The following is a 15,169-nucleotide window of genomic DNA, read 5'->3' on the forward strand; positions in this document are numbered from 1 at the left end:
CTAACCTAATTTCACTGGTGGTAACACATGCGGAACCCAACCCTCCAGTGACTGTCGTCACTTCGCCCCCGTCAGTCCCCGTTCTCGCGCAGCTGTTCCTCGGTGAGACCCCGCCGCCAGTAGCCGACGAAGGTGACCCGGCGCCGGTCGATCCCGCGCTCGTGCACGAAGTGCCGGCGCAGCGCCTTCACACACCCCGACTCGCCCGCGATCCAGACGTACGGGCGCTCGGCGGCGGGGAGTTCGGCGCCGCGAAGGGCGTCGAGGGCCATGGGGGAGCCCTCGCCGCACCGGTTCTCGCCGCCCCGGTCCTCGCTGCACCGGTTCTCCCGGACCAGCCAGGTGATCTCGGCGTCCGCCGCGGTCACCAGCTCCTGCACGTCCCCGCTGCGGGCGACCTCCAGCCAGACCCGGGCCCGGGTGCCGGCCGGCAGCGCCTCGACGATGGCCGAGACGGCCGGAACGGCGGTCTCGTCACCCCAGACGACCACCAGGTCGGTGTCCGCGGGCGGCCGGAAGCGGATGGCCCGGTTGTCCGCCATCGCCGGGCCGATCAGCAGCACCCGGTCCCCGGCCGCGGCCCGCGCGGCCCACCGTGAGGCGGGCCCGGCGGGCACGGACGCGCCGGGTTCGACCCCGTGCAGCACGAAGTCGATGTCGATCTCGTCCGGGTCCCGGCGCAGGGCCCGCAGGGTGTACGAACGCATCACGGCCCGTACGTCGTCGGGCAGTTCGCGCCACCCCTGCCACCAGCCGTCCCCCAGCTCGACCGGCACGACCGGCTCGCTCTGCCCCGGCTGCGGCAGGAACAGGGACAGCGACTGGTCGAGGCCGTCGGAACGGAAGTCGTCCAGGTCCTCCCCGTCGAAGGTCACCCGCACCAGGGACGGGCCGAGCCTCCGGGTCCGCAGGACACGGAGGGAGAAGAAGCGGAACGACTCGGCCACGATCGTGGGCATGGGGGTACCTCGGAGGGTGGGGGGAGGGTTCGGTTCGGGGGCGCGGAAGACCGGTCGCCCGGCCTTCCGCGCCCCTGGGGCACCCGAGAGGTCAGGCGACCTTCTTGGCGTTCTCGATCGCCTCGGCCAGGTTGTCCAGCAGCGGCGTGCACTTGTCGTAGGACAGGATCGGCTCCGGCGAACGCGGGATGACCTGGCCGGCCTTGACGGCGGGCAGCTTCTTCCAGGTCGCCTCGGTGATGTCGGCGGGCTGGATGGTGGAGGAGCGGTCGTCCATCAGGATGATGTCCGCGTCGTACTTGTCGACGTTCTCCCAGCTGAGGGCCTCGTACCAGCCGGCGCTCTCGGCCTTCGCCTTCTCCGAGGGTTCGACGAAGTTCACGCCCAGCGACTTGAAGTACTCCAGGTCGATGGAGAAGTTGGTGCCGGAGACGTAGAAGATGGTCTCGGCGGCGGAGCCGGCCATCACCTTGATCTCGGGCTTCGCCTTGGCGGCGGCGCGCAGCCGGGCCGCGGCGGCCTCGAACTTCTTCTTGGAGTCGGCGATCTCGGCGGACTTCATGTCCGCGCCCAGCGACTCGGCCAGCTCCCACATGCGCTGGAGGGGCTCGGTCATCTGACGGTCGTAGACGGAGACCGCGACGCTCGGGGCGAGCTTGGCGATCTTGTCCGCGGACTCCAGCGGCACGGACCACAGGGTGCCCGCGTCGTCGAAGGTCGTGGTGATGAGGACCTCGGGCGAAAGGGCCGCGTACTTCTCGATGTTGAGCTTGCCCCACTCGTTGCCGAGCACGGTCACCTTGCTGACGTCGAGGTCGCCGGCCTGGACGTCGGGCTTGCCGTCCGCCGTCGTGGTCGGGCCGAACACGCCCTTGACCGCGATGCCGTAGTCGTACAGGGCCGCGGCGACACCGGTGAAGGCAACGATGTTCGCGGGCACCTGGTCGAGCTTCACGGTCGTGCCGCGGTCGTCCTTGAAGGTCCACGGGCCGGACTTCGCGGCGGCCGTCTCCTTGCCGGACCCAGCGCTTTCCGTGTCGTCGCCGCAGGCCGCGAGCACGGCACCGAGGCCGAGGGCGCCGCCCGCGGCGAGGATGCCACGGCGGGTGAGGTGGGTGGCTCGGGGGTTGTGCATGGGTAAGCTGCCTTCGAACGGGGCGATCTTGCGCCGGACAATTCGAAGGTAGGTTAGCCTAACCTCAGCTCTTGTCCACGAGCGGGTCCCTGTGACGGCCGCCACGGACCGGGCGCCCTACCCCTCGGTGACGATGCGCCGGGCCGCCTCCACCTTCCTTCCGTGCGCGGCGAGAAGCTCCTCCAGGGCTTCGGCGTTCCTGTCGATGTCCGCCTGCTGCAGGGCGGATTCGGCCTCGAACCAGGTGTCGAGCAGTCCCGTCTCCTTCTTGCAGCGCACGTCCGCGACCGCGGTCGCCTTCTCCTCGGCGGAGACGTCCTCGCCCTGGAATGCCTTCTCGTTCAGCGGATCCAGCGGGGAGGCGTAGGTGAACCCCGAACTCCGCATGCACGAGGACCAGGTTCGGAAGCCCGCCTTCACCGCGGGATCGGCGAGGGCCTCCGTATAGCTCCGGGTGGAGATGGAGCGCGCGGTCTCCGCCTGTCGAGGGGCGTCGTACTTCTTGGCGAGGTGCGCCACGGACTGTCCGAAGCAGCCGTCCGCCGGCACGTCCCTTCCCTTGTACCGGAGCTTCTCGCCGCTCTCCGTCGGGGCGCCGCGGTTTCCGTAGAAGACCCGCAGGGCGTCCTCGGGGAGGTCCGGTCCGGTGGGTGGGGGAGCGAGGTCGGGGTGGTAGCCGAGGCGGGCCGCCTCGCTCGCGCTGGACAGTCCGTAGCGGCGGTCGGCGGGCGGGGCCGACTCCGGTTCCGGAGCGGGCGGTTCGTAGGCGATGCCGAACGAGCGCAGGCAGCGCCGGGTCAGGACCTGCTCCGCGGCCTCGATCACGGCCGTCTCGGCGTCGGTGTAGCCGTAACGGGCGATCGGCAGCAGGTCCACGTATCCGACCCGCTCTTCCCTCGCGCCGCCGCCCGGAGCGGCGGAACTCTCGGCGGCCGTGCCCGGGGCGCCCTCCCCGCCCGGACCGCTCCCGGAGGAGCAGCCGAGCAGGGCGGCGGCCAGGGCCAGGCACACGGGTGCCAGGCGTCGCACGCGGATCAGAACTTGTAGCAGTTGCCGTCGTAACGCCCGTAGCCGAAGGAGGCGTTCTCGTTGTACGTGTTCACCAGCCGCGAGGCGGACGAGAACTTCGGCAGGGCGTCGCAGGCGCCGGAGAGGTTGCTGTTGTAGTAGATGACGAGGTTGTACGGGGCCAGATTCGCCGCGGAGGCGGCGTTGTTCTTGACGTACTGGCCCTTTCCGGCACCGGCGCCCAGGAACTTGTAGCCGTCCAGGGAGTAGTGGTCGAATCCCCGGAACACGGTGTAGGAACCCGCGTTGCCGCTGTTGAAGTAGAACGTCATGCAGTACGTCTCGTGGTCGGGACAGGTCAGGTGCGCGGAGGCACTCGACTGCGGTGCGGTCCCGAGAACGAGTCCCGCCGTGGCGGCGGCGGTCAGCCCCATAGAGGCGAACTTTCGACTCAAGCGCATGGCAGATCCCCTGTGTTGGTCAGGCACGGATGGCGCGGCGTGGCCGAGTCGCTCGCCGCGCAAACCGGGGGATCTTAACAGCCGATGTTACGCAGGGGAATTGGGTGAACTCGTCAGGTGGTCAGGCCCAACTCGCGCGCGATCAGCATGCGTTGCACCTCGCTCGTGCCCTCGCCGATCTCCAGGATCTTGGAGTCGCGCCACATGCGGGCCACCGGGTACTCGTTCATGAAGCCGTAGCCGCCGTGGATCTGCGTGGCGTCCCGGGCGTTGTCCACCGCGACCGTGGAGGAGTACAGCTTGGCCAGGGCCGCCTCCTTCTTGAAGGGCTCGCCCGTCACCAGGCGGCTCGCCGCGTCCCGCCAGGCCAGCCGGGCGGTGTGGGCCCGCATCTCCATGTCGGCCAGCTTGAACTGGATCGCCTGGTTGGCGCCGATCGGGCGGCCGAAGGCGTGCCGCTCCTTGGCATAGCGCACCGACTCGTCGACACAGCCCTGCGCCAGGCCCGTCGCCAGCGCCGCGATGGCGATGCGGCCCTCGTCGAGGATCCGCAGGAACTGGGCGTACCCCCGGCCCTCGGTGCCGAGGAGGTTGGCCCGGGGCACGCGCACGTCGGCGAAGGACAGCTCACGGGTGTCGGAGGCGTTCCAGCCGACCTTCGAGTAGGGCGCGGCCACCGTGAAGCCCGGGGTGCCGGACGGGACGATGATCGAGGAGATCAGGGGGCGGCCGTCGGGCCCCCGGCCGGTGACGGCGGTGACCGTGACCAGGCCGGTGATGTCGGTGCCGGAGTTGGTGATGAAGCACTTGGTGCCGTTGATCACCCACTCGTCGGTGTCGGGGTCCAGCCGGGCCGTCGTCCGGGTCGCGCCGGCGTCCGAGCCGCCGTCCGGCTCGGTCAGCCCGAAGGCGCCGAGCAGCTCGCCCGAGCAGAGCCGCGGCAGCCACGCGCGCTTCTGCTCCTCGGTGCCGAACAGATGGATCGGCATCGCGCCCAGCGAGACGCCCGCCTCCAGGGTGATCGCCACCGAGGAGTCCACCCGGGCCAGCTCCTCCAGGGCGATACCGAGCGCCAGGTAGTCGCCGCCCATGCCGCCGTACTCCTCCGGGAACGGCAGGCCGAACAGGCCCATGCGGCCCATCTCGCGCACGATCTCGTAGGGGAACTCATGGCGTTCGTACAGGTCGCCGATCTTGGGCGCCACGACGTCGTGCGCGAACTCCTCCACCGTGCGGCGCAGTTCTTCGAGCTCTTGGGAGAGCTTGTGGTCCATGGGGGTCACTCCTTGTGGGAGAGGGCTCGTACGGTGCGGGACGGGCTGGGGCGGCCCAGTCGGCCGGCCATCCACTCGCTTGTGGCGACGAGGCGGCCGAGATCGACCCCGGTCTCGATGCCGAGGCCGTGCAGCATCCACACGAGGTCCTCGGTGGCGAGGTTCCCGGTGGCGGACTTGGCGTACGGGCAGCCGCCGAGGCCGCCCGCGGAGGCGTCGACGGTGGTCACGCCGTACTGGAGCGCGGCGAGGGTGTTCGACAGGGCCTGGCCGTAGGTGTCGTGGAAGTGGACGCCCAGCGCGGAGACGGGCACGCCCTGGCCGCCGAGGGCCGTGAGCAGCGCGGTCACCTGGCCGGGGGTGGCGACGCCGATGGTGTCGCCTAGGCTCAGCTCGTCGCAGCCCATCTCCAGCAGCGCCCGGCAGACGCGGACCACCCGGTCGGCGGGCACGGGCCCCTCCCAGGGGTCGCCGAAGCACATCGACAGATAGCCGCGCACCTGCGCGCCCGCCGCCTTCGCGCGGCTCACCACGGGTTCGAACATGGCGAGCGCCTCGTCCACCGTGCGGTTGAGGTTGGCCTTGGCGAAGGACTCGGTGGCGCTGGCGAAGACGGCCACCCGGTCGGCGCCCAGGGCCAGCGCCCGGTCCAGGCCGCGTTCGTTGGGCACCAGCACCGGCAGCGCCACCGGCAGGTCGGCGACGAGAGGGAACAGCGCCTCCGCGTCGGCCAGTTGGGGCACCCACTTGGGATGGACGAAGCTGGTCGCCTCGACGGTGGTCAGGCCCGCGCCGGCCAGGCGGCGGATGAACTCCGCCTTCACCTCGGTGGGGACGGTGGCCTTCTCGTTCTGGAGGCCGTCGCGGGCGCCGACCTCGTGGATGCGGACCCGCGCGGGCAGGCCCGGGTCCGGCACGGGCATGGGGAGGCCGAGGTCTAGGGCGCTCATGAGGGCTCCTCCGGCGTCGCGGTCTCCGCGGGGGCGACGACCGCGAGGACCTGGTCCATGGCGACCGTGGTGCCGGGCGAGACGTCGAGTTCGGCGACGGTCCCGGCGTGCGGGGCGGAGATGACGTGCTCCATCTTCATCGCCTCCACCACCAGCAGGCTCTGACCGGCGCTCACCTCGTCCCCGACGGCGACCTTGACCACGGTCACGGTGCCGGGCATGGGGGCGGTGAGGGAGTCGGCGCCGGAATGGGCGGAACGGGTCAGGGACGCGGCCACCGGATCGTGGTCACGGACCTGCCAGGCGTCGCCGTCCCGGCCCAGCCAGGTGCCGTCCGCCGAGGCGGCGAAGGTGTGGGTGACACCGTCCAGCAGGACGGCGAACCGGCCCTCGGCACCGAACCGGCCCTCGGCACCGAACCGGCCCTCGGCACCGGGCCGGGGGAGGGGGCCGGAAGGTCCCCGCAGGGGCTCGTCACGGCCGGGCAGCAGCAGTTCGGTCCAGCCCTCGCGCCGCCGGCGCACCCGTACGGTCACCGGGTCGTGGCCCGGTACGCGCAGATGGTGCGGGGTCCAGACCGGTTCGCCGCCCAGCCGCCAGCCGTCCGCCGCGGCGAACGGGTCGCTCCAGCCGCCGTCGCCCGCCGGGGCGAGCGCGGACTGGCGCAGCAGCGCGGCGGCCGCGTACACCTCGTCCGGGACCTCGGCCGTCACCAGGGTCTCGACGTCCCGTTCGACCAGACCGGTGTCCAGGTCGCCCGCCACCACCGCCGGATGGGCCAGCAGGCGGCGCAGGAACCCGGCGTTGGTCTGCACGCCCAGCGTCACCGTGTCCGCGAGGGCCGCCCGGAGCTTGCGCAGGGCCGTCGCCCGGTCGGGGCCGTAGGCGATGACCTTGGAGAGCATCGGGTCGTACAGGCTGCCGACCTCGGTGCCCTCGCTGAGCCCCGAGTCGGTGCGGACGCCGTCCCCGGAGGGCTCGTCCAGCCGCAGCACCGTGCCGCAGGAGGGGAGGAAGCCGCGCGCGGGGTCCTCGGCGCAGATCCGGGCCTCGACCGCGTGGCCGGTCAGCCGGATCTCCTCCTGGGCGAAGGGGAGTTCCTCCCCGGCCGCCACCCGCAGCTGCCACTCCACCAGGTCGAGGCCGGTGATCAGCTCGGTGACCGGGTGCTCGACCTGGAGGCGGGTGTTCATCTCCATGAAGTAGTAGGCGTCGGGGTCGCCGCCGGGGACGATGAACTCCACCGTGCCCGCGCCGCGGTAGCCGCAGGAGCGGGCCGCCTGCACGGCCGCCTCGCCCATCGCCGCCCGGGTCCGCTCGTCGAGGAAGACGCTGGGCGCCTCCTCGATGATCTTCTGGTGGCGCCGCTGGAGGGAGCACTCCCGCTCCCCGAGGTGGACGACGTTGCCGTGGCCGTCGGCCAGCACCTGGATCTCGATGTGCCGGGGCCGGTCGATCCACCGCTCGACGAGCAGGGTGTCGTCGCCGAAGGAGGCCGCGGCCTCGCGCCGGGCCGCCGCGATCTCCTCGTCCAGGACGGCCAGGTCCCGCACCAGCCGCATACCCTTGCCGCCGCCGCCCGCGCTGGGCTTCAGCAGCACGGGCGCGCCCAGCTCCCGTGCCGCCGCGGCCAGTTCGGGGTCGCGGCCGCCGGGGACGACCGGGACGCCCGCCGCCCTCACGGTCTCCTTGGCGCGGATCTTGTCGCCCATCAGGGAGATCGCCTCGGCCGGCGGGCCGATGAAGACCAGGCCGGCCTCGGCGCAGGCGCGCGCGAAGTCGGCGTTCTCGGCGAGGAATCCGTACCCCGGGTGGACGGCCTGGGCGCCCGTGCGGGCCGCGGCCTGAAGGAGCCGGGGCGCGGACAGATAGCTCTCGGCGGCCGGGGCCGGGCCGATGCGCACCGCGGTGTCCGCCTCCCGTACGTGCCGGGCGTCGGCGTCGGCGTCGGAGAAGACGGCGACCGAGCGGACGCCGAGGGCGCGCAGGGTGCGGATGACCCGGACCGCGATCTCGCCCCGGTTGGCCACGAGGACCGTGTCGAACATCGTCATCGGTAAAAGCCCCTCACATCCGGAAGACGCCGAACTGGGGTTCACCCAGCGGCGCGTTGGCGCAGGCCGTCAGTGCCAGGCCCAGCACCTGCCGGGTCTCCAGCGGGTCGATCACACCGTCGTCCCAGAGGCGGGCGGTCGCGTAGTAGGCGTTGCCCTGCCGCTCGTACTGGGCGCGGATCGGTGCCCGGAACGCCTCTTCCTCCTCGGCGGGCCACTCCTCGCCGCGGGACTCCAGCTGGTCGCGCTTGACGGTGGCCAGGACCGACGAGGCCTGCTCGCCGCCCATGACGGAGATCTTCGCGCCGGGCCACATCCACAGGAAGCGGGGCGAGTAGGCCCGGCCGCACATGGAGTAGTTGCCGGCACCGTAGGAGCCGCCGACCACGACGGTCAGCTTCGGCACCCGGGTGGTGGCGACGGCGGTGACCATCTTGGCGCCGTGCTTGGCGATGCCGCCGGCCTCGTAGTCCCGGCCGACCATGAAGCCGGAGATGTTCTGGAGGAACACCAGCGGGATGCCGCGCTGGTCGCACAGCTCGATGAAGTGGGCGCCCTTCTGGGCGGACTCGGAGAACAGGATGCCGTTGTTGGCGACGATGCCGACCGGGTGGCCGTGGATCCGGGCGAAGCCGGTGACCAGGGTCTGCCCGAACTCGGCCTTGAACTCGGCGAAGCGGGAGCCGTCGACCACGCGCGCGACGACCTCGCGGACGTCGTAGGGGGTGCGGGGGTCGGCGGGCACCGCGCCGTACAGGCCGTGGGGGTCGACCTTGGGCTCGACGGCGGGCTCCACGTGCCAGGGGAGCGGGCCGCGCGCGGGGAGCGTGGCGACGATGTTCCGGACGATCCTGAGCGCGTGCGCGTCGTCCTCGGCGAGGTGGTCGGTGACGCCCGAGACCTTGGAGTGGACCTCGCCGCCGCCCAGCTCCTCGGCGGTGACGACCTCACCGGTGGCGGCCTTCACCAGCGGCGGTCCGCCGAGGAAGATCGTGCCCTGGTTGCGGACGATCACGGCCTCGTCGCTCATCGCCGGGACGTACGCCCCGCCCGCCGTGCAGGAGCCGAGGACCGCGGCGATCTGCGGGATGCCCGCGCCGGACATCCGGGCCTGGTTGTAGAAGATCCGCCCGAAGTGGTCCCGGTCGGGGAAGACCTCGTCCTGCAGGGGCAGGAAGGCGCCGCCGGAGTCGACCAGGTACAGACACGGCAGCCGGTTCTCCAGCGCCACCTCCTGGGCGCGGAGGTGCTTCTTCACCGTCATCGGGTAGTACGTGCCGCCCTTGACGGTGGCGTCGTTGGCGACGATCACGCACTCGCGCCCGCTCACCCGGCCGATCCCCGCGATGGCGCCGGCCGCCGGGGCCTGTCCGTCGTACATCCCGTCGGCGGCCAGCGGGGCCAGCTCCAGGAAGGGCGAGCCCGGGTCGAGCAGGGTGTCGACCCGGTCCCGGGGCAGCAGCTTGCCGCGCGCGGTGTGCCGGGCGCGCGCCTTCTCGCCGCCGCCCAGCCGGGCGGCGGCCAGCTTGCCGCGCAACTCCTCCACCAGCGCGAGCTGCGCCGCCTCGTTGGCCTTCCAGGCGTCCGACGCGGGATCGGCCGCGCTCGTCAGCTCCGGTGCCTCGTGCATCCTGCGGTCCCCTCACCTTGTTAATGAGCGTTAACGCATTTCCTTCAGGTTAACGACCGCTAACCTCCCTGTCTAGAATTACTCCCATGGCCACCAGAACCGACGCACCCACCCGTCGTGAGCAGATCCTCAAGGAGGCCGCGCGCCTCTTCGCCGAGCGCGGGTTCCACGGCGTGGGGGTCGACGAGATAGGCGCCGCCGTCGGCATCAGCGGCCCCGGCCTCTACCGGCACTTCGCGGGCAAGGACGCGATGCTGGCGGAGCTGCTGGTGGGCATCAGCGAGCAACTCCTGACGGGGGCCAAGCGCCGCCTGGCGGAGGCCGACGGCGGGGGGCCCGGCGAGATCCTGGACTCCCTCATCGAGGGGCACATCGACTTCGCGCTCGACGACCGCCCCCTGATCACCCTGCACGACCGGGAGCTGGACCGCCTGCGCGACAGCGACCGCAAGCTGGTCCGCCAGCTCCAGCGCCAGTACGTGGAGCTCTGGGTGGACCTGGTCCGCAAGGTGTATCCGGCGCTCACCGAGCCCACCGCCCGCTCGGCGGTCCACTCGGTCTTCGGCCTGCTGAACTCCACCCCGCACCTCGGCCGCCCGGGTGCGCTGCCGGGGCGCGGGACGACCGCGGAACTGCTGCACCGCATGGCCCGCGGTGCCTTCGGCGCGGCGGCCGGCGAGGGGTGAGCGCGGGCGGGCATGGGGCCGGGAGGGCGCGGGGGCGTGACGAGCGTTACGGGCCTGTTCCTCTGGACGGCCGTTCATACTCGCCGGTACCGTGGGTGAGCAAGCGCTTAGACATAGGTGGAGGTGGCGGCGTGCGCCGTACGGTGTTCAACGAGGATCACGAGGCGTTCCGGGAGACCATCCGCGCCTTCATCGAGGCCGAGGTCGTACCGGTGTACGACGAATGGTTCGCCGCCGGTCAGGCGCCCCGGGAGTTCTACCACCAGCTCGGCGAGCTGGGCGTCTTCGGCATCAACGTGCCCGAGGAGTTCGGCGGCGCGGGCCTGGACACCCACAAGTTCGAGGCCGTCCTGTACGAGGAGACCGCCCGCGCCGGCGTGACCTTCGGCGGCTCCGGCGTGCACGTGCTGCTCGCCCTGCCGTACATCAAGATGCTCGCCACCGACGAGCAGAAGAAGCGCTACCTGCCGAAGTTCGTCTCCGGTGAGGAGATGTGGGCGCTGGCGATGACCGAGCCGGGCACCGGTTCCGACCTCGCGGGCATGAAGTCCACCGCCAAGCTCTCCGAGGACGGCACGCACTACGTCCTCAACGGCGCCAAGACCTTCATCACCGGCGGTGTGCACGCCGACCGCGTGATCGTCTGCGCCCGTACCGCCGCGCCGACCGCCGAGGACCGCCGTCACGGCATCTCGCTGTTCGCGGTGGACACCAAGTCCGAGGGCTACTCCATCGGCCGCAAGCTGGACAAGCTGGGCCTGCGCACCTCCGACACCGCCGAGCTGGCCTTCGTCGACGTGAAGGTGCCCGTCGAGGACCTGATGGGCGAGGAGAACAAGGGCTTCTACTACCTCGGCAGCAACCTGGCCTCCGAGCGCTGGGGCATCGCCTTCGGCGCCTACGCGCAGGCCAAGGCCGCCGTCCGGTTCGCCCAGCAGTACGTGCAGGAGCGCACCGTCTTCGGCAAGACGGTCGCGTCGTTCCAGAACACCAAGTTCGAGCTGGCCGCCTGCCAGGCCGAGGTCGACGCCGCCCAGGCCGTCGCCGACCGCGCGCTGGAGGCGCTGGACGAGGGCGAGCTGAGCCCGGCCGAGGCCGCGAGCGCCAAGCTGTTCTGCACCGAGGTCGCGCACCGCGTCATCGACCGCTGCCTCCAGCTGCACGGCGGCTACGGCTTCATGAACGAGTACCCGATCGCGCGTCTGTACGCGGACAACCGCGTCAACCGCATCTACGGCGGGACCAGCGAGATCATGAAGACGATCATCGCCAAGGACATGGGTCTGTAAGGTCCCCGAAATTACTGGCCGGTACAACCAGCCCATGAGCCAGGCACTACAAGATCTCCTCGATCTGCTCGACCTTGAGCAGATCGAGGAGAACATCTTCCGCGGCCAGTCCCGGTCCGCCGTCGTCCCCCGCGTCTTCGGCGGGCAGGTCGCGGCCCAGGCGCTGGTCGCCGCCGGGCGTACGGTCCCCGAGGACCGGCTCGCCCACTCCCTGCACGCGTACTTCCTGCGCATCGGGGACCCGGGCGCGCCCATCGTCTACACCGTCGACCGCATGAACGACGGCCGGTCCTTCACCGCCCGCCGGGTCGTCGCCGTCCAGCACGGGCAGCCGATCTTCGCCCTCTCCGCGTCCTTCCAGCGGCCGGAGGAGGGCTTCGAGCACCAGGAGCCGATGCCTCTCGCGCCGGATCCCGCGACCCTGCCCACCTCCGAGGAGCGGCTGCGGGGGTACGCCCATCTGGACAGCGGTGTCGTGGAGCGGTTCCTGGAGGCGCGGGGCGCGGTGGATCTGCGGTACGTGGACGAGCCGCCGTACGGGGCGTTCGGGGAGCCCCGGGAGCCGCACTCGCAGGTGTGGTTCCGGGCCAACGGCAAGCTCGACAGTGATCCGTTGCTGCATGTCGTGCTCGCCACGTACGTCTCCGACATGACCTTGCTGGACTCGGTGCTGCTCGCGCACGGGCGGGGCGGGTGGGCTGTGGGGGACGTGGTCGGCGCCTCGCTGGACCACGCGATGTGGTTCCACCGGCCGTTCCGGGCGGACGAGTGGCTGCTGTACGACCAGGAGTCGCCCTCCGCCTCCGGCGGGCGGGGGCTCGGGCAGGCGCGTATCTATACGCAGGACGGACGGCTGGCCGTCACGGTCATTCAGGAGGGCGTGGTGCGGGCGCCGCGGTAGGTGGTCGGGTGCGGCGCCGTGGGGGCTGGTCGCGCAGTTCCCCGCGCCCCTAAAAACTTCGGCCGGGGTCGCTCTTTGGCTGCCGCGCCGTCGTGGCTTGTCGCGCAGTTCCCCGCGCCCCTAAAGAGTCGGCCGGGGTCGCTCTTTGGCTGTCGCGCCCCGCGGCGGAGCCGCACATCGATACAGCCCCGCGCCCCTGGGGTGGGTGGGGCGCGGGGAAGTTGTTCAGGTGAGGCCTGATGCGGTCAGGAGGTACTGGGTCATCGGGTCGTAGTAGCGGGGGCTCACCACGTGGTCGTCCAGGGGGACCGTCACCTGGAGGGTGCCCTCGGACTCGGCGAGGAACAGGGCCGGGTCGTTGGAGTCCGCGTAACCGACGGAGTCGACCCCGTGCTGACCCGCGTACCCCGCCCAGCCGTGGTCGGCGACGACCAGATCGGGCAGCGGGCTGCCGAGCCGCTCCAGTGCGGTGAGGATCGCCTTCATCGGCTCGCCCGAGTGGGTGTGCCACAGCGTCGCCCCGTGCTCCAGCATCGCCACGTCCGCGAACTGCATCACGTAGCCCTCGTCCGTCTGGAGTCCGTCCGGGATCACCACGATCTCGCAGCCGGCGGTGCGCAGCGCGGCCGCGGTGGCGCGGTGCACGTCGAGCATGCCGCCGGGGTGCCCGGTGGCGAACAGCACCCGCTGCCCGCCGTCGGCGGCCTTGCGCAGCCGGCCCGCCATGCGGTCCAGGGCGTCGACGGTCAGTTCGGGGTCGATGGTGTCCTGGCCGTAGCGGTACTCGGGGTCGTCGTTGACGCCGACCCGCTCCGCCATCACCGCGAGCACGTCCTGCTCGTCGGTCCAGCGGTCACCCAGCTCCAGGCCGAGCCAGAAGTTGCGGTCGCCGTTCGCGAGCTTGCGGTAGTGGGAGAGGTTGTTCTCGCGAGGGGTGGCTACGTCGCCCGCGATACGGGTCCTGACGAGGTGTTCGACGAGCTCGGCGCGGCTGGGTGTCCCGGGTATCGGCATGTGCCCCATTGTGAGGCAGAGCCCGGCGGACGCGCCGGGTGTCCCGGCCGCTGGGACGTGGGTCACTGACCCTCACCCGCGCAGCGCGAACCACAGCTCCATGCGGACGTCCGGATCGTCCAGGTCGGTGTCGAGCAGGGCCTGGCAGCGGGCGACGCGCTGCCGCACGGTGTTGCGGTGCACCGCGAGGGCGATCGCGCTGCGGTCCCAACTGCCGTGCAGGGAGAGCCAGGTGCGCAGGGTCTCCAGCAGCGCGGGGGAGTCGGCGATCGGCGCGAGGAGGGCACGGGAGTGCGCCTCGGCCTCGTCCGGCGGGACGAGTTCGGTCAGTCCGGGCCGGCTGCCGTGGCGGACCAGCGGGACGCGGGTGGCGCGGGCGCGGGCCAGCGCGCGGGCGGCGCGGGTGTCGGCGGCGGGCCAGTCGGCGGGGGCGACCGCGTCGCTGACGCCCAGGGTCCAGCCGGGCTGCCGGTCGGGGACCCGGCCGGCCGGGAGCAGGACCCGTACGGCGTCCCGGGCGAGGTCGACCAGCGGGGAGCCCAGCGCGGTGCCCAGCGCGGAGGCGGCCACGGGGTCGGGTGCGGTGCCGGTGTCCGGGCGGGCGTGCACGACGAACCAGGGGTCGGTGCCCAGCAGCGCGGCCACGTCCTCGGGCGCGGCGCCGAGCAGGAGCCGTACCAGCGCGGAGGTACGGGCCGCCCCGGTGCCGCTCTGCTGCTCGCCGGTGAGCAGGGAGAGCAGGACGGCGGCGACGGAGGCGATGGTGTGGTCGCCGGTGTCCCGGCCCGGGGCGGCGACCCCGAGGACGAAGCCGTGGCCGGGGCCGAGGGCGTAGGCGGCCAGGTGGGTCTCGGCGACCGTGTCCGTGGCGGAGGCGGGCGTGGGGGTCGTCCGTCCCCGCCTGTCGCCCTCGGCGGACCGGGACCCCGGGCGCCCCTGTTCGTGGCTCTCGGCGGACAGCGGCGCCGGCCGCTGCCGTTCGGCGTCCGCCGCCGCGGGGTCCGTGCCCGCCGGCCGCACCACCCCCGCCAGCTCGGCCAGCGCCTCCCGGGCCCGGGTCTCCGGCGCGCGCCCCGCCTCCGTGACCGCGCCCCCGTCCGGGCCGTACAGCACCGCCCAGCCCCCGACCCGCTGGGCCAGCTGCCGCAGCACCGAGGGCACCGGGTCCGGGCGGGAGGCCGCCGCCGCGAGGCTGCGCTGGGCCTCCGTGACCCGGCGCAGCTCGGCCAGCCGGGCCTGGGCCATCAGCTGCCACACCGCCCGCGCCACCCCGGAGAACGTGGTCCGGGGCGGCACCTCCAGCAGCGGCAGCTCGTACGCCTCGCAGGCCGCGACCAGGGCGCGCGGCACCGTGTCGTGGACCGGCGCGACCCCGAAGCCGAGGGCCGCGCCGCCCGCCGCGACGATCCGGGAGACGTAGTCGTCGAAATAGGTGCCCGAGCCGGCCGCCTCCGGGATGTGCACGCCCGCGGTCAGCAGCAGCTCCCCGCCGAGCAGGTAGGGGTAGGGGTCCGCCATCTCCGAGGTGTGCGCCCAGTGGATCGCGGGGTCCGGGTCGGACGGGCCCGCGATCTGCCGCAGCGCGAGGTCCTCGCGGGCCAGCAGCGCCGAGAGCGGTACGGGCGGGGTGGGCGGAACGGCCGGCTCCGGCATGGTGTGCGTTCCCTCCACTCCGTGGGGCCTGGGTGGATGAAACGTACACTTCGCAGTCGCTTTCCGGCCACCTAGGGTCGGTCCGGACCGGCAGCCACGGGTACGGGCGGATGTCCCCGTGAACCGCCGCCGGTGTTCCGCCACCCGCACGACAC

At 72.3% G+C, this 15,169-nt stretch carries 13 protein-coding genes; 3 read left to right on the forward strand and 10 right to left on the reverse strand.

Annotation, left to right across the window (positions count from 1 at the left end; translation table 11 throughout):
* Positions 1–71 precede the first annotated feature (71 nt).
* From AB0E07_RS11655 to AB0E07_RS11690, 8 genes are all read right to left on the reverse strand, one after another.
* Entirely contained in the window at positions 72–959 is an 888-nt protein-coding gene (locus AB0E07_RS11655; protein WP_362248831.1) for a siderophore-interacting protein, read from the reverse strand.
* A gap of 91 nt (positions 960–1,050) precedes the next feature.
* A complete protein-coding gene (locus AB0E07_RS11660) occupies positions 1,051–2,094 on the reverse strand; it encodes an ABC transporter substrate-binding protein (protein WP_362248834.1) in 1,044 nt (347 codons plus the stop codon).
* Positions 2,095–2,211: 117 nt separating this feature from the next.
* Positions 2,212–3,123, reverse strand: coding sequence for a hypothetical protein (locus AB0E07_RS11665; protein ID WP_362248837.1), 912 nt, complete (start codon positions 3,121–3,123; stop codon positions 2,212–2,214).
* Between the two features lie 5 nt (positions 3,124–3,128).
* Entirely contained in the window at positions 3,129–3,563 is a 435-nt protein-coding gene (locus tag AB0E07_RS11670; protein ID WP_362248839.1) for a hypothetical protein, read from the reverse strand.
* A gap of 113 nt (positions 3,564–3,676) precedes the next feature.
* Positions 3,677–4,837, reverse strand: a complete 1,161-nt coding sequence (locus AB0E07_RS11675; protein WP_362248842.1) for an acyl-CoA dehydrogenase family protein — start codon at positions 4,835–4,837, stop codon at positions 3,677–3,679.
* A 5-nt stretch (positions 4,838–4,842) separates the two neighbouring features.
* Positions 4,843–5,787 (reverse strand): hydroxymethylglutaryl-CoA lyase, encoded by a 945-nt coding sequence (locus AB0E07_RS11680; protein ID WP_362248845.1) that lies wholly within the window; start codon positions 5,785–5,787, stop codon positions 4,843–4,845.
* Entirely contained in the window at positions 5,784–7,835 is a 2,052-nt protein-coding gene (locus AB0E07_RS11685; protein ID WP_362249077.1) for an acetyl/propionyl/methylcrotonyl-CoA carboxylase subunit alpha, read from the reverse strand. Before AB0E07_RS11685 ends, AB0E07_RS11680 begins: the two co-directional genes overlap by 4 nt.
* A 19-nt stretch (positions 7,836–7,854) precedes the next feature.
* Complete coding sequence (locus AB0E07_RS11690; protein ID WP_362248848.1) at positions 7,855–9,471, reverse strand: carboxyl transferase domain-containing protein; 1,617 nt, start codon at positions 9,469–9,471, stop codon at positions 7,855–7,857.
* Positions 9,472–9,557: 86 nt separating this feature from the next.
* Here AB0E07_RS11690 and AB0E07_RS11695 point away from each other — a divergent pair, with 86 nt between their 5' ends.
* The 3 genes from AB0E07_RS11695 to AB0E07_RS11705 all read left to right on the forward strand — a co-directional run bounded on the left by AB0E07_RS11695 (position 9,558) and on the right by AB0E07_RS11705 (position 12,347).
* Positions 9,558–10,157: a TetR/AcrR family transcriptional regulator gene (locus AB0E07_RS11695; RefSeq protein ID WP_362248851.1), complete on the forward strand. Its 600-nt coding sequence runs from the start codon at positions 9,558–9,560 to the stop codon at positions 10,155–10,157.
* Between the two features lie 131 nt (positions 10,158–10,288).
* Positions 10,289–11,446 (forward strand): acyl-CoA dehydrogenase family protein, encoded by a 1,158-nt coding sequence (locus AB0E07_RS11700; protein ID WP_362248854.1) that lies wholly within the window; start codon positions 10,289–10,291, stop codon positions 11,444–11,446.
* 34 nt (positions 11,447–11,480) lie between these two features.
* Entirely contained in the window at positions 11,481–12,347 is an 867-nt protein-coding gene (locus AB0E07_RS11705) for an acyl-CoA thioesterase II (RefSeq protein WP_362248857.1), read from the forward strand.
* A gap of 225 nt (positions 12,348–12,572) precedes the next feature.
* Here the strand turns inward: AB0E07_RS11705 and AB0E07_RS11710 are convergent, their stop codons facing one another.
* Complete coding sequence (locus AB0E07_RS11710; protein ID WP_362248860.1) at positions 12,573–13,361, reverse strand: phosphatase; 789 nt, start codon at positions 13,359–13,361, stop codon at positions 12,573–12,575.
* A gap of 72 nt (positions 13,362–13,433) precedes the next feature.
* On the reverse strand, positions 13,434–15,014 hold the full coding sequence (locus AB0E07_RS11715; RefSeq protein ID WP_362248863.1) for a PucR family transcriptional regulator ligand-binding domain-containing protein: 1,581 nt from the start codon (positions 15,012–15,014) through the stop codon (positions 13,434–13,436).
* Between the last annotated feature and the right edge of the window lie 155 nt (positions 15,015–15,169).

This window comes from Streptomyces sp. NPDC048002 (assembly GCF_040653275.1).
In the GTDB taxonomy this organism is placed as follows: domain Bacteria; phylum Actinomycetota; class Actinomycetes; order Streptomycetales; family Streptomycetaceae; genus Streptomyces.